Genomic DNA, 19536 nt, shown 5'->3' with positions numbered 1-19536 from the left:
GCTGTACCGGCCAGACCAAGTCAGAAAGCCAAAGAACAAGTCCGGCATGCAAGCGCTGCCAGGGACAGGAGACAACGCCTAGCCACCCGGTCAACGCACGCAGCGCCGGCGCACCGCACGACTCTCTCGCCCCCGACAGCCAGCTTCACTGCCAGCCGGACACCTCCGGGGTCGGTCCTCGCCAGCAACGCCGGCAACCGTTCACCGGCAATCCTCTGAAAAAGAACAGGAGACCGTAATGCGTCGTTCGATTCATCGCTTTGCCCACGTCGTCATGGCTTCGGCCGCGATCACCGCCACCGTGGCTGCCGCGCCCGCGTTCGCGCTCGACAGCGTGAAGTTCATGATCGGCGCCAACCCGGGCGGCGGCTTCGACCAGACCGGCCGCTCGCTGGGTGCGGCGCTGGTTTCCGCCGGCGTGGCCAAGACGGCCTCTTACGACAACAAGGGCGGCGCGGGCGGCACCATCGGCCTGACGCAGTTCGTCAATACCGACAAGGGCAACCCCAACGCGATGATCGTCACCGGCGCGGTGATGGTTGGCGCGATCGAAACCAACCATCCCCCGGTCACGCTGAAGAACGCCACCCCGATCGCTCGCCTGTTCGCCGACACCATGGTGATCACCGTGCCGGCCAACTCGCCGCTGAAGTCCATGAAAGACCTGACCGCACAGCTCAAGGCCAACCCGGGCAGCGTGAGCTGGGGCGGTGGCTCCAAGGGTTCGATCGACCACATCCTGGCAGGTCTGGTAGCCAAGGAAAGCGGCGTGGATCCGAAGAAGATCAACTACGTGCCTTTCCAGGGCGGTGGTGAAGCCTCGGCATCGATCCTGGGCGGCCACGTGACCGTCGGCCTGGCCGGCGTGTCCGAGTTCCTGCCCTTCATCAAGAGCGGCAAGATGCGCGCGCTGGCCGTGACCTCCAAGGACCGCACCGCCGATATCCCGACGCTCAAGGAGCAGGGCATCAACGTGGAGATCTACAACTGGCGCGGCGTGTACGGCGCGCCGGGCATCACCGCCGAGCAACGCAAGGCGCTGGTGGATGCGGTGGTCAAGGCAACCGAAACCCCGCTGTGGAAGGAAACGCTGGCCAAGAATGACTGGACCCCGTTCCTGCTGACCGGCGACGAGTTCGGCAAGTTCGTGGACAGCGAGTCGGCCCGCCTGGGCGGTTCGCTGCGCGAGCTGGGCGTAGCGAAGTAAGCCACGCTGCCTGAGCGTTTCACCGCATTATCGTTTCAGCGTTTTACCTGTCGGCCCTGCCTGCGGCGCACCGTAACGCTCGGTGCGCATGCGGCAGGCGGGGGTCCGGTGTCCACCTGCGATACCTAAAAACCAAACTACACATCGCCGGGCCCCCGCCTTAAGCGGGGACGACAAACCGCGGGACGCCAAGGGCCGGACAACACGGCCGCAGGCACCGCTTGAAGGAGCCACTTCCAATCATGAAACCCTCACACCTGGCGATCGGCATTGCCGTATTGCTGCTCTCCGCCTTCTACTTCGTCGGCCTGTCGGGCATCTCCGGCGACGAGGGCTATGCCGGCCTGTCGCCACGCTTCATGCCCACGCTGGTTGCCATCGGCCTGGCCGCATGCGGCGCGGCGCTGACCTGGCAAGGCGTTCGCGGCGGCTTTCGCAATATGCCGGAAGAAGACGCCGAACTGCCCGACGCCCCGCACAATTTCCGCGGCTTCCTGTGGGTGGCTGCCGGCCTGGTGGCCAACATGGCGCTGATCGGCACGCTGGGCTTTGTGCTGGCGTCGACCCTGCTGATGGTCTGCGTGGCACGTGGCTACGGCAGCAAGCGCTTTGTGCGCGATGCCCTGATTGGCCTGTGCATTACGTTGCCGATGTGGGCACTGTTTGAATTCCTGCTCGGCATCAATTTGCCGTTGCTGCCCGTCGCCGGGTTCTGAACGGAGCTGATGATCCATGGATACGCTTAACCTGCTGATGCATGGCTTTGCCATCGCCATCACGCCAATCAACCTGATGTGGGCCCTGGTGGGCTGCTTCCTGGGCACCGCCATCGGCGTGCTGCCGGGCATCGGCCCCGCGCTCACGGTAGCGATGCTGCTGCCGCTGACCGCCAAGGTGGAACCCACCGCCGCGCTGATCATGTTCGCCGGCATCTACTACGGCGCCATGTACGGCGGCTCCACCACCTCCATCCTGATGAACACGCCGGGCGAGTCGTCGACCATGGTCACGGCGATGGAAGGCAACCTGATGGCCAAGAGCGGCCGCGCCGGCCCGGCGCTGGCCACGGCGGCCATCGGCTCGTTCGCCGCGGGCACCATCGCCACCGTGCTGCTGTCGATGTTCGCGCCGGTCGCGGCCGACGTGGCGCTGCAGTTCGGGCCCGGCGAATACTTCATGATCATGCTGCTGGCCTTCACCACGGTGTCGGCGGTGCTGGGCTCATCCCTGCTGCGCGGCATGACCAGCTTGTTCCTGGGCCTGGGCATCGGCCTGATCGGCATGGACTCGCTCTCGGGCCAGACGCGCTACTCGATGAATGTGCAGGAGCTGTACGACGGCATCGACATCGTGGTGGTCGCGGTCGGCCTGTTCGCGGTGGGCGAGGCGTTGTTCAACGCCTTCTTCCCGCAGCCCGCGGGCGGCTTCAACAAGCTCAGCTCGGTCATGATGACCAAGTCGGACTGGAAGCGCTCGGTGCCGGCGTGGATCCGCGGCACCATCATCGGCTTTCCCTTCGGCCTGATCCCGGCCGGCGGCGCGGAAATCCCGACCTTCCTGTCGTACGCCACCGAGAAGAAGCTGTCCAAGCACAAGGATGAGTTCGGCACGGTGGGCGCGATCGAAGGCGTGGCTGGCCCCGAGGCCGCCAACAACGCCGCCGTGACGGCCACGCTGGCTCCGCTGCTGACGCTGGGCATCCCCACCTCGAACACCACCGCGATCCTGCTGGCGGCGTTCCAGAACTACAACCTGCAGCCGGGCCCGATGCTGTTCCAGACTTCGGGCGACCTGGTGTGGGGCCTGCTGGCTTCGCTGTACATCGGCAACGTGATGCTGCTGGTGCTGAACCTGCCGGCGATCGGCCTGTGGGTGCGCATGCTGCGCATCCCCACGCCGCTGCTGTATGGCGGCATCCTGATCTTCGCGGGCCTGGGCGCCTACGGCATCCGCCAGTCGTGGTTCGACCTGCTGCTGCTGTTCATCATCGGCGTGCTGGGCATGGCCATGCGCCGCTTTGACTTCCCGACCGCACCGGTGATCGTGGGCATGATCCTGGGGCCGATCGCGGAGAAGCAGCTGCGCAACGCGCTGTCGATCAGCCAGGGCGACTGGTCGATCTTCGTGACCCAGCCGATCTCGGCCACCATCCTGGCCATGACGGTGGCGGTGGTGCTGATCCCGCGCATCCTGGGCTGGCTGGCCCGGCGCTCAGCGCGTGGCAAAGTGGCTGACGCCACAGGTTGATTAGCGCAAAATGCGGGCAAGGCCCGGCACTCCAGGGTGCCGGGCTTTTTGCCTTTTGCTTGTTGACTGTTGACCCGGCTGGCACTGCGCATGTGGTCTCCCCTCTCCCACTTGTGGGAGAGGGGCCGGGGGAGAGGGCGGGCGCTGCCTACGCCGCCATGCCGGAAAAAACCATGGGCTTCGTTTCTCGTGGCTCCTAGCTAAGCCACCCCTCTCCCCAACCCTCTCCCCCTGAGGGGAGAGGGAGTAAACACCGTCGTCATCTCAGATGGCTTTGGCGCAATAGCCAGGCCGCTGCAACATGCCCTCTCTCCTTCACCGCTGGCGTCCGGTCCTCTCGACGCTGCTGCTCGGCCTGGCCGCCGCGCTCGTTTGCACGCTGCTGCACACACCGCTGCCATGGATGATCGGCCCGCTGCTGGCGGTAGCCATCGCGCGCATGCGCGGCGCGGACCTGCGCGCGCCCACGCAGGCGCGCAACGCCGGGCAGTGGGCCATTGGCACCTCGCTCGGGCTTTACTTCACATCTGACGTGGTGGCGCGGCTGATCGAGTTCCTGCCGTATATCGTCGCGGGCTCGCTGTTTGCGCTGCTGCTCGGCTGTGGCGGCGCCTGGCTGCTGCGCAAGACCACCGGCGTGGCGTTCAAGACGGCGTACTTCTCCACCGCCATCGGCGGCGCGTCGGAGATGGCCAACCTGGCCGAGCGCAACGGCGCGCGCATCGACCAGGTGGCGGCTGCGCATTCGCTGCGCGTGCTGATGGTGGTGGTGGCCGTGCCCGCGCTGTTCCAGTACGGCGGTATCCACGGGCTTGACCCATACGTGCCCGGGCCACGCACGGTGGACTACCTGTGGCTGCCCGTGCTGATCGCGATCACGGTCAGCGTGGCGCTGGTGCTCAAGCGCTTCAACCTGCCCAATCCCTTCGTGATCGGCACGCTGCTGGCAGCCGCCGTGCTGACCGCCTCGGGCTTCGAGCTGTCCGCCATCCCCACGTGGATGAGCCGCGCCGGCCAGCTGATGATCGGCGTGTCGCTGGGCGCGCGCTTCTCGCGCGACTTCCTCCATACCGCGCCACGCTTTCTCGGCGGCGTGGCGGTGTACACGCTGGCGGCGCTGGTGCTCTCCGCGCTGTTTGGCTGGGGCCTGTCGGCACTGTCCGGCGTGCATCCCGCCACCGCCATCCTCGGCACCACGCCCGGCGGCATCGCCGAGATGTGCATCACGGCCAAGGTGCTGGAGCTTGGCGTGCCCCTGGTCACCGCCTTCCACGTGATCCGGATGGCCTTCGTGGTGCTGTGCACCGGCCCCCTGTATCATTGGCTCAAACATCGTGCCGCGCCGCAGGAGACGGAATAGCAACCTGGCCCGGCCCCATCCCAGACAAACGGGCGTGCCATGCCAGAGCCAACGCTAGTACCAACGCCGGAATCCGGCTTCACGCTTGCCGATATCGACCACACCCTGCAGCGGGTACTGGCGCCATGGGTGCGCCAGCTCGGGCTGCGTGCCGAGCACGTTGATGCGCAGGGCGTAACGCTGCGCCTGCCTTTTGACGAATCATTTCGCCATGCGGGTGGCGTGGTGTGCGGCCAGGTGCTGATGTCCGCGGCCGATACTGCCATGATCGTGGCCATCGCCAATGCACTTGGCGCCTTCAGGCCGATGACCACTGTCACGCTCACCACCAACTTCATGCGCCCGGTGATCGAGGGCGACGTGCTGGTGCGCGCCAATGTGCTGCGCCTGGGCAAGACCGTGGTGTTCGGCGAAATCGAGCTGACCGGCACCGATGGCAAGCTGGCCGTGCAGGCCACTACCACTTACGCGCTGCTGTGAGCGGCGCATCACCCAATTGCACGCCAAATTGCACGCAATCTCCCAAGCCATCTCCATGCATGAGCCCCGCAGCCTGACGCCTGCCCCCATCCAGCCCGCCGCCGCCTCGCCGTTCGACCAGGTGGTGTTTGCCGGCGGCGGCAACCGCTGCTGGTGGCAGGCAGGCTGGTGGGATACGGTGGCGCCCGAGCTGGGGCTGCGCCCGCGCGTGATCACGGGGATCTCGGCCGGGGCCGCCACGGCGTGCATGATCTATACGCACGACTCCCGCCAGGTGATGGCGTACTACGGCCAGGTGCTTGCCGGCAACCGGCGCAATGCGTACTGGGGCAACCTGCTGAGCAAGCAACGCGTGTTTCCGCATTACGGCATCTACCGCACCGCATTGCTGAACATCTTCGGCGAGGGCCGCCTGGCAAACCTGCAGACGGCGCCGGAGATCCGCATCGGCGTGGCCCACATCCCGCGCTGGAGCGGCCCGCGGCTAGCGGTGATGGCCGGGCTGGTCGCCTACAACATCGAGAAGCACTGGCTCAAGACCTTGCACCCGCGCCTGGGCCGCAAGCTAGGGTTTCATCCCGAGTTCGTGCGCGCGCAGGACTGCGGCTCGCCCGAGCAGCTGGCGGACCTGCTGCTGCAATCGTCCTCGACCCCGCCCTTCACGCCGGTGCTGCGGCGCGACGGCCGGCCCGTGCTGGATGGCGGCATGGTCGACAATGTGCCGGTCGACGCGCTCGACGCAACGCCCGGCAACGTGCTGGTGCTGGTGACGCGGCTCTATCCGCGCCCGCGCCGCTTTGTCCTGCAACATGGCGTGCAGCGCCGGCTCTACCTGCAACCTTCGCAACGGGTACCGATCTCGAGCTGGGACTACACCCAGCCCGGCGCGATGATCGGTGCCTACGAACTCGGCCGGCGTGACGGGGAAACCTTTTTGCGTGACTGGCCGTCTGTCATGAAGACGGAGCTTGGCACCGCCGGGTAGCGCTCCCGCGCGCCGGCCGTGCTCGCGGCTCCGTCATCACGATGTGCAATGCGGCCTTCGCGCCGCTACTGGAGGCATTGATGACGAAACGCCAGGCAAGATCCACGACCGAGCGTCAGAGCGCCCGCAGGGCCAGCACCGAGCAGGCTGTCGAGCAAGTCCCCCGTCGTGGCAAGCGCAAGGCCGGCGCGCAGCGCGAAGCGGATTTCGTGGTGATCGGTGCCGGCTCGGGCGGCGTGGCGGCTGCGCGGCGCGCGGCCACGCTGGGCGCGCGCGTGGTGCTGGTGGAGCGCGACGAGATCGGCGGCACCTGCATCAACCGGGGCTGCGTGCCCAAGAAAATGCTCTCGTATGGTGCCAGCCTCGCGGCGGTACTGTCAGGCTGCCTTTCGCACACCGGCGGCAAGGAAGACTGGAGCGATGCCATTGTGCGCGTCAACGCCGAGATGGCGCGGCTGCACGTGGCCTACACGCACCGGCTGCAGCAAGCCGGCGTGGAACTGCTACGCGGCGACGCCACGGTGAGCGCCGCCGAGCAGGTACAGGTGGGCGCCGAGACCATCCGCGCCAAACGCATCCTGATTGCCACCGGCGCACGGCCGCGCGCGTTGCCGGTGCCGGGTGGCGAGCTGGCCTGCACCTCCGACGACATCTTCACCTGGCAAAGCCTGCCAGCCTCGCTGGTGGTGATCGGTGGCGGCTATGTGGCGGTGGAGCAAGCCTCGATCCTGTCGCGCTATGGCGTCAAGGTGGAGATGCTGGTGCGCGAGGCGCGCCTGCTGGCGCGCTTTGACCACGAAGTGGCCGAGGCGCTGGCCGAGGCGCTCACCGCCAAGGGCGTGCGCCTGCATTTCAATGCCGAGGTGACGCTGCTGAACCAGGCCAACGGCGCCATTGACGTGTGCTACCGGCAGCATGGCAATGGCGCGGATCGCGCGGACGGCGGCAACAATGGCAACGGCAAGGACCGCATCCAGACCGTGCGCGCGCAGGCCGCGCTGGCGGCTATCGGGCGCGACCCGCATTGGGATGGGCTAGGCCTGGAGGGGCTGGGCATCGCGAAAACGCAGAAGGGCGGCATCCAGGTGGACCGCTCGTTCCGCACCAAGGTGCGCTCGATCCATGCCATTGGCGATGTCATCGACGGCCTGCACCTCACGCCGGTGGCCGGCGCTCAGGGCCGCTGGCTGGCCGACCGCCTGTTCGGCCGCCGCGGCGACCGCGCGGATTTCGACCTGGTGCCAACGGCGGTGTTCTGCGAGCCGGCCATCGGCAGCGTGGGACTGACGGAGCAGGCGGCCATCGAGGCAGCTGGCAAGCCCGAGCGCATCCACACCGTGGTGCGCCGCTTCGTCTCGCTGGAGAATCGCTTTGCCGGCAGCGAGCAGGCGTCCATGGTCAAGCTGGTGGTGAATGCGCGCAGCGGGCGCGTGCTGGGCGCGCACATGATGGACAATGCCGCCGCCGAGATCATGCAGGCGTTTGCCGTGGCGGTGCGGCTCGGGGTAAAGCTGTCACACCTGCAGACCACGGTGCAGCTGCATCCCACCGTGGCCGAGGAGCTGTTCGGCTAGGCGCGCCGCCGGATTCAGGCCGGCTCGGCCATCGCCGCCGGCTTGGCGCCCTCGCACGGATCGGGCCGCTTGTGCACCGGCACCAGCACCACGCGGTCATAGGCACCGATCTCGCGGCCGCTGGCCTGCTCCAGGTAACCCACGCTGTAGATCGCGCCCGGCTCGGCGGCGAGCCAGCGCGGCGCGCCCACATCGCGCCGCACGTGGCCGTTGCCGGCGATCAGCACGGCGCCGCGGTCGGCGTATTCACGCATGGAGGCAGCCATTACCGCATCGCGCGCGGCCTGCGCGTCCAGCATGCCGGGCAGCATGGCCTTGGGGAAATTGCCGCAGTGGCCACGGTCGAGCACCGCGGTCTGCTCGGTCACCACGTCCGCGGGCAACGGCGCGGCGAGGCCGAGGCGCTTGCGCTGCGTCGCATCGAACACGCCATCCAGCCCGCCGCGCATGATCTTGCCCGCATCCGCGCGCGACAGGTTGGCCGCCACCAGCGGCAGGTCGTAGCGCAAGGCCAGCGCCACTACCGGCGTGTAAAGCTCCCACTGCCAGCTCTTGCCACCCGCCTGCGCCACGACATACGCCGCGTCGCCGGGCCGCTCGCGGCGGGCGCGGTCGATATCGGCCTGGCGCTCGCGGTCGAACTGTTCCATCGCGATGGCCGGGCGCCAACCGGCCGCCAGTGCGTCCGACAACGCCAGCAGGCGCCGCTTTTGCCCATCGGCGTTGTCGTGGACCTCGCCCAGCAGCACGTAGGTCTTGCCGGTGAACTGATGCGCGACATCGCCAGCCACGGCGGCAGGCGGCGTGCCCGCGCAACCGGCGAGCGCGGCGAACATGGCGGCCGCGAGCGCCAGTCCGGCGGCGCGGGTAGGGACAAAGCTGGCTAGGCTGGCAACGCTGTGACGAATCTGCATGGCTAAGTAATCCTGGTTGCGATGGCTCGCTCGTGCTCATTATTGCGCAGTTTTACTGCGCGGCCGCGGCTTCCGGCACATACACCATCGAGCCGTCCTGCAACCGGTACGCCACGCCGGCCTTGGTGCCGTCGCCGCTGCCGACCTGGCCGCTGGCCTGGTAGCGCACGACCTTCTCGCCTTGCTTGGAGACGATCTCCATGTTGGGCTTGCCGGGATTGGTGATGATGGTGACGTCCGCGTGCGTAAACGGGTTCATCGGGTTCTGCGCGATGGCCACCAGCAACGCGGCGATCACCACCAGGAACACGTCGATCAGGTTGACCACCGACAGGATGGGATCGTCGGCCTCGCTCTCCTCCAGGAACTTCATGCGCCGACCTCCCATTGCGGTTGATGCTTGCCCAGCCACACCAGCTCCTCGGCGAGCCAGCGGCGGCGCACGTTGACCACCCAGAAGGTGATGCTGGCAGCGATCAGCGCGAGAATCACCGCGGAAAACGCGATGGTGAGGTTCTCGCCCACGTTGGCGAGGTTGCCGCCGGACAAGCCCTTGAGCGCGGGACCCATCGGGATCATGGTGGCCACCAGTCCCAGCATCGGCGCGACGCGCGTGGCAATGCGCGGCCACTCCAGCAGGCGGTGCGCGGTCACGTCAAGCGTGTCCGGGTCCTGGATGCGGTGGCGCAGCGCGAACGCTACCAGCACATAGCCGCGTCCCGTCTCGATGCCGTGGCGGCGGCGTTGCCAGCCTTGCGTGATGAACTCGCCGAGCGCCCAGAAGGCGTACAGGAACAGCAGCCCGATCAGGGCCAGCGTCGGAAACAGGAACAACTGGCCGACGTCGTACATCAGGGTTTCAAGCAGGGTAGGAGTCATGATGCCTCAGCGGGTTTCGGATTGTTTTTGGACGAAGGGCGCAGCGCCAGCGCGGCGGCGCGCGCTGAGGGCGCCGCCAAGCATGGCGCCGGCCAGTGCGATGCCGCCGGCAAGCCACGACAGCACGGGCACGAGAGCCGCCGCGGGCGGCGTTTTCTCTACCAGTTGCATGCCTTGCACCGGCACCGTTTGCGGCTGTGCCTTGGGCTCGGGTTGCGGCTCGGGTTGCGGCTCGGGTTGCAGCTCGGGCTGCGGCTTGGGTTTGGGCTGCGCTTGCTGCTGAGCAGGACGCGGTGCCGCCTGCGGGGCTGCTGCTGCCGGTGCGCCGGCGGGCGGTGCCGCCGGAGCCTGCGTGCCATAGCCCGCGGCGCCGGGCGCCGTGGCCTGCTGCTGCACGTAGCGATTGAAGCTGCGGTTGTCGCTGCGGATATCGTGCCGCTGCGACAGCGCCTGCCACCTGTCGGCCAGCGTCTTGAGCATCTCGGGATCGGCCCCCCAGTAGCCCTTGCGTGCGGCTTCCAGCATGCGCTCGATCACCTGTGCCTGGGCCTGCGGCGCGTTCTTCTCGAACCATGCGTCCAGGCCGAGCTTGTGCTTGTCCTTGACGTAGACCTCGGCGAACTCGGTCCACTGGTCGTCGCGCACAATCTCCGGCGCGACCGCGGTCCAGCCCCAGAAGTTGTTGACGGTATCGAGCACATTGAGCGCGCCGCTATAGCCCTCGGCCTTCATGCCTTCGATCCAGCCGGGATGGAAGTAGCGCGTGCGCAGCTCGGTGGCGAGGAACGATGCCGCCGTCTGCGTGCGCGCGTTGTTGGCGTCGCGCAGGTTGGAGATCAGCAGCTCCGGCGCCTTGCCCGTCAGGTGGCGCACGGCCAGGCCGATGCCGCCGAGATACTGGAAAGGATCGTCGGTGGTCAGCATGCCGTACAAGTTGGAGCTGCGCGCCAGCAGCGCGCCTTCCACGCCCTTGAGGTTCTCCGCGTAGAGATTCAGTTGTGGCAGTTTCTCGCCCCACGTCTTCTCGTCGGGCCCATAGCCGTATTGCATGCGCTCGAGATAAAGCTTGGCCAGCTTGGCGTCCGCTTCCTTGCCGCTGCCGAAGCTGTCGCTGGCCAGCGTAGCGTCGTTCAGTCCCGTGCCATAGTTGCCGGTTTCGCTGGCGAAGATGCGCGTGAGCGCCAGCGACTCGATGCGCTCCGGGGTCATGTCCGCGGCCTTGCGTTGCGCCAGCCGCGCGCTGAGCGCGCGCGTGCTGGCGGCAACGGCGTTGTCGGGCTCGGGCTGCGCGGCGGCGAGCTTGACCGCTTCGGCCAGCCACTTGATCAGGTTGGGGAAGTGATCGCGATAGAGGCCGGTCGCGGACAGCACCACGTCCACGCGCGGCCGCCTGAGCTCGGCGGCGGGAATCGCTTCCACGCCGACCACGCGGCCGCCGCCGTCCCACTTCGGGCGGACGCCCATGGCGGCCATCGCCTGCGCCTCCAGCATGCCCTGATGGCGCATGGTCTCCACGCTCCACAGCGAGAAAGCCAGCTTGGTGGGCCACTTTCCGTTGCGCTTGCGCCAGTCGGCAATCATGCTCTGGGCCGCGGCCTGGCCGGCCTGCCACGCTTCGCGACTCGGTACCTTCGAGGGATCGAACCCATACAGGTTGCGCCCGGTCGGCAGTGCGTCGGGATTGCGCACCGGGTCGCCGCCGGTGCCGGCCAGCACATAGCGGCCAGCCAGCGCGGTGAGGATGGATTCGCTCTCCGGCGCGGCGTCCAGGCTGGCGTACAGCGTGCGGGCACGCTGCATGTCTTCGCGCTGTTTGGCGTCGGCAAGGTTGGTCAACGACGCACCGTCGATCACGTACTTGCGCAGCATGGCGTACGGCGCCGATTGCGCGAGCTGTTTGTAGTCAAGCGCGAACAGTTCTTCCGGCTCGTCGGGAAACACGCGCTTGAGCCACGGTTGCCCGAGCATGGCCATCACCGTGTACAGCCGCAGCTCGGGATCCTGCGACTGGCCGAACGTATGCAGGCCGTAGGGCTGCAATGCGCCGGCGAGCTCGTGCAGATGCGTGTGCAGCGCGTCGAGGTATTCGGCAAACTGCGCGCTCGCGCGCGCTTGCGGCCAGCCCATGTCGTCGAGCAGGTGCATGCGCGCGCTGCGCTTGAGGACGTCCTCGCGCAGCGTGTCCTTCACTGCGCCGTCGTCCTGTTGCAGGTAGTTGTGCAACTGGTCGTGCAGCGCCGACAGATCGGTGTGCAGGCCCGCCGGCTTGAACGGCGGCGTCTGGTGGCTGACGATGGTGGCGCGGCCGCGGCGCTTGGCCTGCAGCGCCTCGCCCACGTCATCGACGATGTAGGGATAGATCACCGGGACGCTGCCGAGCACCAGGTAGGGCTGGTCGGTCACGGACAGGCCGCGCTCCTTGCCCGGCGTCCATTCCTGCGTGCCGTGGGTGCCGTAGTGCACCAGCGCCTCGCGCCCTTCGCGCGCCCACAGGTAGGCCGCCATGTAGAAATGGCTAAGCGGCGTCTTGGTGGAGTGATAGAGCGCTTTCTCGGCGGCTTCGTCGCGCTCGCCGCGTGGCGGTACCGGCATCAGCGCCACGTTGCCGAGCTGCAGGCGCGGGATGGCGAAGCCGGCCACGCCGTTGCGCCTGATCGCCATCGACGAGGCTTCGGGTTCGCCCCAGCGCGCGCTGACCTCGGCGCGAAACGCAGCGGGTTGCGCGTCGTACCAGCGGCGGTATTGCGCCATCGGCATCCACACCGCGCGATCCGCGTCGAGCAGCGCGGCAAGCTGTCCATCGCGGTAGAAGGGCGCGAGCAACGCGCCCAGGTCGCGCTGCAGCGTGAGCGCATCCGCAGCGTCGGTACGGTAGCCGGCCGCATGCAATGCGGCCAGCGTGGACGACAGGCTGCGCGGCAGGTTGAGGAACGATGCCGACAGATTCTTCTCGCTCGCCGGATAGTTGTAGAACAGGATCGCCACGCGCTTGTCGGCGTTCGGCGTGCGCTGCAGGCGCGTGAGCGCCAGCGCCTTGTCCGCCACGGCATCGAGCTGCGCCGGCAGGCTGACGATGCTGCCGTCCTTGTGCGAGGTGGCGGCGGCCAGCATGGGATCGCTCACCCCGGCCAGCTCGGGCTGCACGAGGTAGAAGGGCGTGTCGGTCAGGCTGATGCCGTGCGGGTCGCGCTCCCAGTCCTGCGCGTCGCCCTTGCGATAAGGCATGACCTGCAGCACCGGGATGCCGAGCGCCTCGAACTCCGCCTTGCGGCCTGCCGCGTTGAGCATGATCTGGCCGTTGATGAGCACGTCGATGATGCGCTTGCCGCCGGGCGCGGCCATGCGCAGCACGCCGTGCGCATCCATGACGCCGCTGTAGAACACCAGCGCACGCGCGCCGCGCGCTTCGATGCGCGTGATCAGGTCGTCGATGAAGGCGCTGTCCAGACCCGACACGTAGGCCTGGTGGATGGCGACGCCGATCACCGGCTCGCCCGCATGGCCGGACACCTTGAGCGCGTCGTCTGGCGATGCGGTGACCACGCTGGCGAGCCGCGGATGGTAGTAAGCGGCCTTGGGGAAAACGACCGGCGCGGGAATGGCGTTGTCCGCGTGCAGCTTGAACTGCTGCGCGGCCAGTGTGCGCATCATCGCGTCGAAGTTGGCGCGGCCGCCGTTGACGTAGTACGCCTGCAGCTTCGCGCCCAGCGCGCTATCCACGCCGTGCGCATCGAAGCGGTCAGTGGCAATCAGCAGGCGCGGCACGCGCGCATGGGTCCACAGCGGCCCGAGCTTGGCCAGCATCTCGGTGACGATGTGGTCGCGCGGCGCGTCCAGGATCAGCAGGCCGGCGCCGTCGATAAACGGCGCGATATCCTGCGCGCTCATGCGCTCCAGGTAGCGCGCGTCCAGCGTCATGCCGTGTGCGCGCGCCATGACCTGCAGCGGCTCGAACTTGCCAGCGGGCACCGGCGAGGTGGTCAGCACCGCGATGCGCGGCGCTGCCGACGCTGGCTGCATGCCGAGCACCAGCCAGGTTATCCACAGCAGGCACAACGCGCGGAGAAACCGCATCTTGGTCTTATCTTGTGGGGACATGTCGGGTCGATTCGCCTCCGGTCAGAACGACAGCTTCACGCTGGCGGCAAAGGTACGTCCTGGCTGCGTGTAGAAGTCCAGGCCCGGCTCGCTGGCGGCCACGCTGCCTTGGCGCACATCGCCCCACAGCCAGTACTTTTTGTCGAACACGTTATTCACCGACAGCACCAGGCTGGCGTAGCGGTTAAAGCGCCACCAGCCCTGGATGTCGGCCACGCCATAGCCGCCCGGCTTGAAGTAGGCGAACGAGGTGTCGTCGGTGCGCGTCACGGTGCGCGCGCCGCGCCAGCGCAGGCTGGCGCCCTGGCCCTGGCTGCTGCTGCCGCGCTCCCACGTCAGCGCGGCGCTGGCGCGCAGCGGCGAGACGCTGTTGAGGGGCTGGCCGGTCTGCTCGTTATTGCCGTGCGCGTAGGCCACCGCGCTGTCCACGCGCCATTGCGGCAGGAAGCGGTAGCTGCCGCGCCACTCGGCGCCGTAGATGCGCACGCTGCTCTGGTTGCGGTACTGGTACGTCGCACGCAGGCCGGCAAGACAAGCGGGGTCCGACGGGCAGCGCAGCGCGACTTGCTCGATGAAGTCCTTGTAGCGGTTGTCGAACACCGCGACGCTGGTCTGCACGCGCTCATCCGTATAGCGCGCGCCGATTTCGAACGAGCGGCTCTTCTCCGGGTTCAGGTCGCCATTGGGCGCGGCGCCGTAGCCCTGGATGGTGTTGCGGAAGCTGCCGTTGATCTCCTGGTAGTTGGGCGCGCGGTATCCGAATACGTACTGGGCCCACAGGTTGATGCGGTCGGTGGCTTGCCACAGCGCGGAGAGCTTGGGCGACAGTGCCGAATCACTCTTGCTGATGGCGGGCTTGGAGGCCACGCTGTTGTAGAGCTTGTCGTCATCCGGGCCGAGCGAGTAGTGGTCAAAGCGCATGCCCGGCGTGAGCGTGAAGCGGCCGCCGGCGAACTGCAGTTCATCCTGCACGAAGATGCCGGTCTGGCGCGTTTCGCCCTTGGGAAAATCGTGGATCGGGAAGTTGTCGCCGGCCAGCGATTTGGACACCACGCCGGTGGTGCGGTTGTAGGTGGTGCCGTCGCGCATCTCGCTGGTCTGGGTACGCAGGAAGTCCACGCCGGTGATCAGGCGGTGGCCAACAATGCCGGTGTTGAACGACTTGTCGGCCTGCACGTTGAAGCCGGTCTGCTGCTGGCGGAAGCCGAACAGCAGGTTCACGTCGCACAGGCTGCTGCCCGCCGTGGAGCCCGAGCAACCCGAACTGGTGCGGCTGCGCACCTGGTTGGTCACGGTGTTGGACTCGCTCTCCTGGTAGAACACCGCCGCGCTCAGGCGATCGATGACGCGGCTGGCCGGCTTCCATTCGTAGTCCAGGCTGACGCGGTTGCGCGACAGGTCTTCGGTGCCGCTGGCGGAGGTCACGCGCGGCAGCGCCGTGGACAGCCGGCGGATATCGGTGAAGGTGTCGTTGTCGCGATGCTCGTAAGTCAGCTTGAAGCGATGGCCCGCGGCGGGGTCGAGCACGATCTTGCCGAGCCACGCGTTGGTCTCGCTGTTCTGCGGATTGGCCTTGGTGCGGCCGGTCGACGTGGTGTCGTTGCCGCCCATGCTCTGCACTTCGTGCCCCTTGCGGTGCGCGTACATGAACAAGCCCTTGATGGTCTCGTTGCCGCCAGCCACGCCCGCGGTCTGGCCGAAGCTGCGGTCGATGCCGTTCCACGACAGGCCGGCTTCGCCACCCACCGCGCGCCCGCGCATGATGTCCTCGGGATCCTTGGTGACGTACGACACCACGCCGCCGATGGCGTCCGAGCCGTACAGGCTGGAAGCCGGCCCGCGCAGCACCTCGACCCGCTTGAGGAAGGAGAACTCGGGCGCGTCGCGCGTGGCGCTGGACAGGTTGGAGGGGCCGCCGCCGTTGTAGTAGTCGGGCAGGCGCACGCCGTCGACCATCAGCAGCACACGGTTGTCTTCGATGCCGCGGATATTGATGCTGCCGGCGCCAAAGCGGCGACGGTCGCGGGGCACGTCGATATCAGGCTCATCGGCGAACAGGGCGGTCTCGTCAACGGGCTGGGCGCGTTCGATCCGGCTGGCGTCGATGGCGGTGATGGTGGAGGCAACGGCGTCGGCACGCTCCTCGGTGCGCGTGGCGGTGACCACCACCTCGCTTAAGTGGCGGGCCGGGTCGGCGGCCGGCTCGGCAGCCAGGGCAGGGCCACCAAGGGCGGCGCAGACGGCGGCGATGGGCGCGACTCGGATAGAGGCAGAGGCGCGCAAGCGCGCCAGACAGCGGCGTTTCATGGATTTTCCCTAAAGAAAGCGAAACGCTGGCTGGCTAGTGCGAAAACTGTGGCTCGCTCGCGTGGTCAGGCGTGGCTCGGCGAACCCGGTCACGCATTATTGAGAATGCGAATTATTATCAATAAGTAACCATTTGTAAAGCATGGATCACCACAATCCATGCTCCTGCGCACGAAGCGCCGCGAGTCGTGGCACTGCTGCAACGAAGCCGAAACAAAAAGGGCGGTGCCGACCGATACGGCACCGCCCCCGAGGCGTCGCGATTGGCTACGGCAGCACGCTCAGTGCGCGGCCTCCCCGCCCACCAAGGCCGGCAGGCGATTGCCTTCGTCGTCGATCTGCAGCGGGCCGGTGCCCGAGAACCGATCGAGCGCCAGATAGATCACCGGCGTGATGAACAGCGTGATCACCTGCGAGAACAGCAGGCCGCCCACCACCGCCAGGCCCAGCGGCTGGCGCAGCTCGGCGCCCGCGCCCAGGCCAAGCGCCAGCGGCAGCGCGCCCATCACGGCGGCGAAGGTCGTCATCATGATCGGGCGGAAGCGCAGCAGGCAGGCCTGCCGGATCGCGCGCGCCGGGGCCATGGCCTGCTCGCGCTGCGCCGCCAGCGCGAAGTCGATCATCATGATGGCGTTCTTCTTGACGATGCCGATCAGCATCAGCACGCCGATGGTGGCGATCAGAGACAGCTCCACGTCGAAGATAAAGAGCGTCAGCAACGCGCCGACGGCCGCCGACGGCAGGCCGGCCAGGATGGTCAGCGGATGGATGTAGCTCTCGTACAGCACGCCCAGCAGCGTGTAGATCACCGCGAGCGCCGCCACCAGCAGCAGCACCTGCGTAGCCTGGGACGACTGGAACACCGCCGCGTCGCCGCCCCAGCTCGTGAAGATCGAACCCGGCATGGCGATCTCTTGCTTGTAGCCATCGATCTTGGCGGAGGCCGCGCCCAGCGCCGCGCCCGGCGCGAGGTTGAACGACACCGTCACCGAGGGCAGCTGGCCCTGGTGGTTCACGGCAATCGGCCCGACCCGGCGCTCGGTAGTAGCGAAGGCGGAGATCGGCACCATCTGCCCGGTCTTGCTGCGCACGTAGATCTTGGAGAACGCGGTCTCGTCGGCGCGGTCAATGTCGGCCGCCTGCAGGATCACGTAGTAGTTGTCGATCGGCGTGTAGATGGTCGACACCTGGCGCTCGCCAAAGGCGGAGTACAGCGCCTGGCGCACGTCCTGGATCTGCACGCCCAGCGCGTTGGCCTTGTCGCGGTCAATCGACAGCTGCGCTTCCAGGCCCGACTGCTGCGAATCGCTGGTGACATCGCGGAACAGCGGATCGGCGCGCATCTTGCCCATCAGCTTGTCGGAGTACTCCTGCAGCTGGCCGGCCTTCACGCTTTGCAGCGTGTACTGGTAGCGGCTCTTGCTCTGGCGCCCGCCTAGGCGCAGGTTCTGCACCGGCGAGAAGTAGACCGCCAGGCCGGCGATGCCCGAGACGTCCTTGCGCAGGGACTCGACCACCTTGGCCATCTTGGGGCGCTCGCCCAGCGGCTTGAGCTCGATGAACATGCGGCCCGTGTTGATGGCGGGGGAGGGCCCGCCACCGATCGAGATCACGATGCTGCGCACCGCCGGGTTCTTGCGCATGCGCTCGGCCGCATCGCGCAGGCGCTCGGCCATGGCGTCGAAGGAAATATCCTGCGGGCCTTCGGCATTGACCTGGATCTGCCCGATGTCTTCTTCCGGGAAGAAGCCCTTGGGGATCATCACGAACAGCACCGCGGTCAGCACGAAGGTCAGGCCGGCCACCGCCAGCACCGACTTGCGGTGCGCCAGGCACCAGTCAAGCCCGCGCGCATAGCGGTGGAGCGTGAATTCGAACAGGTTCTCGAACCACTGGGTGGAGCGCAGCCCGATGGTCTGCTTCTGCACGATGGCCGGCGCATGGCCGGCATCCGCGTGGTCGCCATAGGCATGTTGCGACTCATCGATCGGCACGTTCTCGGCCGACAGGAAGCGCGCGCACAGCATCGGGATCAGCGTGAGCGACACCAGCGCCGATACCAGAATGGCCAGCGACACCACCGCTGCGAACTCGTGGAACAGCAAGCCGATCACGCCCGGCATGAAGAAGATGGGGATGAACACCGCCACCAGCGAGATCGAGATCGAGAGGATGGTGAAACCCATCTCGCGCGAGCCGACCAGCGCGGCCTTGAGCGGCGGCACGCCCTCCTCGATATGGCGCACGATGTTCTCCAGCATCACAATGGCGTCGTCCACCACCAAACCCACGGCGAGCGTGATGGCCAGCAGCGACACATTGTCCAGGCTGTAGCCGAAGGCCTTCATCAGCGCCACCGTGCCGATCAGCGAGATGGGCAGCGACACGGTCGGAATCAGCGTGGCGGCGGCGCGGCGCAGGAACAGGAAAATCACCATCACCACCAGCCCGACGGTCAGGGCCAGCGTGAACTGCACATCGTGGATGGATTCGCGGATCGACTGCGAGCGGTCGTTGACCACCGCCACGTTGACCGAATCCGGCATCTGCTGGATCAGGCGCGGCAGCGCGTTCTTGATGGCGTCCACCACCGCCACCGTATTGGCATCCGGCTGGCGCAGCACGGCCAGCACGATCGAGCGCTCGTTGTTGAGCCAGCTGCCGGTCTTGATGGTCTCGACGCTGTCTTCCACATCGGCCACGTCAGACAGCCGCACCAGCGCGCCGCTGGGCTGGCTGGCCACGATGATGTTGCGGAACGCGTCGGCGCTGGCAAGCTGGCGGTTGGCCTGGATGGTGAGCGTCTGGCGCGCGCCGTCCAGCGTGCCGACCGGTGTATTGGCGTTGGCACGGTTCAGCGCCGTGGCCAGCTCATCCAGCGTGAGGCCGCGCGCGGCAAGCGCGTCCGGGTGGGCGCGCACGCGCACGGCGAAACGCTTTTGCCCGAATACCTGCACCTGCGCCACGCCTGGCAAGGTGGCCAGGCTAGGCGAGATCAGGTTGTCGCCGAAGGCGTTGAGCTCGGCCAGGCTCATGGCCGGCGAGTTGATCGCCAGCAGCAGCACCGGCGCATCGGCCGGGTTGACCTTGCGGTACGACGGCGGCACCGTCATCTCGATCGGCAGCGCGCGCTGCGCGCGGAACAGCGCCGCCTGCACGTCCACGGCCGCGGCGTCGATGTCGCGGTCGTTGTTGAACTCGATGGTGATGCTGGAGTTGCCGAGCGTGTTCGACGAGCTGATCACCGACACGCCGGGAATGGTGGCGAACTGCTTTTCCAGCTGGGTCGCCACCGAGGCCGCCATGGTCTCGGGGCTGGCCCCGGGCAAGGTGGCCGTGACCTGGATCACCGGCGAGTTGAACGACGGCAACGCCGCGATCGGGATGGTGGGGTAGAGCGCAATGCCGGTGACGATCACTGCCAGGCACAGCAGGATCGTCATCACCGGGCGGCGGATACAAAGCTCGGACAGGGTCATGGTGTC

General features: G+C 67.4%; 13 protein-coding genes. 7 read left to right on the top strand and 6 right to left on the bottom strand.

All coding sequences use genetic code 11. From position 1 onward, the window contains the following. Nucleotides 1-238: 238 nt before the first annotated feature. The 7 genes from AC1RQK_RS12590 (at nt 239) to AC1RQK_RS12560 (ending at nt 7853) form a co-directional block, all read left to right on the top strand. Nucleotides 239-1207, top strand: a complete 969-nt coding sequence (locus tag AC1RQK_RS12590) for a tripartite tricarboxylate transporter substrate binding protein (RefSeq protein ID WP_150986401.1) — start codon at nt 239-241, stop codon at nt 1205-1207. A 242-nt stretch (nt 1208-1449) separates the two neighbouring features. Then, nucleotides 1450-1923, top strand: coding sequence for a tripartite tricarboxylate transporter TctB family protein (locus tag AC1RQK_RS12585; protein ID WP_492809219.1), 474 nt, complete (start codon nt 1450-1452; stop codon nt 1921-1923). 16 nt (nt 1924-1939) lie between these two features. Continuing rightward, nucleotides 1940-3454: a tripartite tricarboxylate transporter permease gene (locus AC1RQK_RS12580; RefSeq protein WP_006162311.1), complete on the top strand. Its 1515-nt coding sequence runs from the start codon at nt 1940-1942 to the stop codon at nt 3452-3454. A 301-nt stretch (nt 3455-3755) separates the two neighbouring features. Next, nucleotides 3756-4814 (top strand): AbrB family transcriptional regulator, encoded by a 1059-nt coding sequence (locus tag AC1RQK_RS12575; protein WP_492375451.1) that lies wholly within the window; start codon nt 3756-3758, stop codon nt 4812-4814. Between the two features lie 39 nt (nt 4815-4853). Next, nucleotides 4854-5294, top strand: a complete 441-nt coding sequence (locus AC1RQK_RS12570) for a PaaI family thioesterase (RefSeq protein ID WP_492375452.1) — start codon at nt 4854-4856, stop codon at nt 5292-5294. Nucleotides 5295-5349: 55 nt separating this feature from the next. Continuing rightward, nucleotides 5350-6279, top strand: a complete 930-nt coding sequence (locus AC1RQK_RS12565; protein ID WP_492375453.1) for a patatin-like phospholipase family protein — start codon at nt 5350-5352, stop codon at nt 6277-6279. 80 nt (nt 6280-6359) lie between these two features. Further along, a complete protein-coding gene (locus AC1RQK_RS12560) occupies nt 6360-7853 on the top strand; it encodes a dihydrolipoyl dehydrogenase family protein (RefSeq protein WP_492375454.1) in 1494 nt (497 codons plus the stop codon). Between the two features lie 14 nt (nt 7854-7867). On the opposite strand, the gene AC1RQK_RS12555 is transcribed toward AC1RQK_RS12560, so the two are convergent. The 6 genes from AC1RQK_RS12555 to AC1RQK_RS12530 form a co-directional block, all read right to left on the bottom strand. Next, entirely contained in the window at nt 7868-8767 is a 900-nt protein-coding gene (locus tag AC1RQK_RS12555) for a ChaN family lipoprotein (protein ID WP_492809218.1), read from the bottom strand. A 52-nt stretch (nt 8768-8819) separates the two neighbouring features. Then, on the bottom strand, nt 8820-9140 hold the full coding sequence (locus AC1RQK_RS12550; RefSeq protein WP_441640460.1) for a DUF2149 domain-containing protein: 321 nt from the start codon (nt 9138-9140) through the stop codon (nt 8820-8822). Next, nucleotides 9137-9646, bottom strand: a complete 510-nt coding sequence (locus AC1RQK_RS12545) for a MotA/TolQ/ExbB proton channel family protein (RefSeq protein ID WP_492375456.1) — start codon at nt 9644-9646, stop codon at nt 9137-9139. The genes AC1RQK_RS12550 and AC1RQK_RS12545 overlap by 4 nt, the downstream gene beginning before the upstream one ends. Nucleotides 9647-9652: 6 nt before the next feature. After that, complete coding sequence (gene cobN / locus AC1RQK_RS12540; RefSeq protein ID WP_492809217.1) at nt 9653-13744, bottom strand: cobaltochelatase subunit CobN; 4092 nt, start codon at nt 13742-13744, stop codon at nt 9653-9655. A 21-nt stretch (nt 13745-13765) separates the two neighbouring features. Continuing rightward, complete coding sequence (locus tag AC1RQK_RS12535; protein ID WP_492809216.1) at nt 13766-16051, bottom strand: TonB-dependent hemoglobin/transferrin/lactoferrin family receptor; 2286 nt, start codon at nt 16049-16051, stop codon at nt 13766-13768. A 281-nt stretch (nt 16052-16332) separates the two neighbouring features. Then, nucleotides 16333-19530, bottom strand: coding sequence for an efflux RND transporter permease subunit (locus AC1RQK_RS12530; RefSeq protein WP_492809215.1), 3198 nt, complete (start codon nt 19528-19530; stop codon nt 16333-16335). Between the last annotated feature and the right edge of the window lie 6 nt (nt 19531-19536).

The sequence above is a fragment of the Cupriavidus sp. GW822-FHT02D05 genome, assembly GCF_058802485.1.
Note: the sequence above shows the minus strand (reverse complement) of the source record. Positions and strands in the feature narration are given on the sequence as shown.

Bases quoted from the DNA above. Each gene is read 5' to 3' on its own strand.
- AC1RQK_RS12590 (WP_150986401.1), top strand. From the start codon at position 239: ATGCGTCGTTCGATTCATCGCTTTGCCCACGTCGTCATGGCTTCGGCC.
- AC1RQK_RS12585 (WP_492809219.1), top strand. From the start codon at position 1,450: ATGAAACCCTCACACCTGGCGATCGGCATTGCCGTATTGCTGCTCTCC.
- AC1RQK_RS12580 (WP_006162311.1), top strand. From the start codon at position 1,940: ATGGATACGCTTAACCTGCTGATGCATGGCTTTGCCATCGCCATCACG.
- AC1RQK_RS12575 (WP_492375451.1), top strand. From the start codon at position 3,756: ATGCCCTCTCTCCTTCACCGCTGGCGTCCGGTCCTCTCGACGCTGCTG.
- AC1RQK_RS12570 (WP_492375452.1), top strand. From the start codon at position 4,854: ATGCCAGAGCCAACGCTAGTACCAACGCCGGAATCCGGCTTCACGCTT.
- AC1RQK_RS12565 (WP_492375453.1), top strand. From the start codon at position 5,350: ATGCATGAGCCCCGCAGCCTGACGCCTGCCCCCATCCAGCCCGCCGCC.
- AC1RQK_RS12560 (WP_492375454.1), top strand. From the start codon at position 6,360: ATGACGAAACGCCAGGCAAGATCCACGACCGAGCGTCAGAGCGCCCGC.
- AC1RQK_RS12555 (WP_492809218.1), bottom strand. From the start codon at position 8,767: ATGCAGATTCGTCACAGCGTTGCCAGCCTAGCCAGCTTTGTCCCTACC.
- AC1RQK_RS12550 (WP_441640460.1), bottom strand. From the start codon at position 9,140: ATGAAGTTCCTGGAGGAGAGCGAGGCCGACGATCCCATCCTGTCGGTG.
- AC1RQK_RS12545 (WP_492375456.1), bottom strand. From the start codon at position 9,646: ATGACTCCTACCCTGCTTGAAACCCTGATGTACGACGTCGGCCAGTTG.
- cobN (WP_492809217.1), bottom strand. From the start codon at position 13,744: ATGTCCCCACAAGATAAGACCAAGATGCGGTTTCTCCGCGCGTTGTGC.
- AC1RQK_RS12535 (WP_492809216.1), bottom strand. From the start codon at position 16,051: ATGAAACGCCGCTGTCTGGCGCGCTTGCGCGCCTCTGCCTCTATCCGA.
- AC1RQK_RS12530 (WP_492809215.1), bottom strand. From the start codon at position 19,530: ATGACCCTGTCCGAGCTTTGTATCCGCCGCCCGGTGATGACGATCCTG.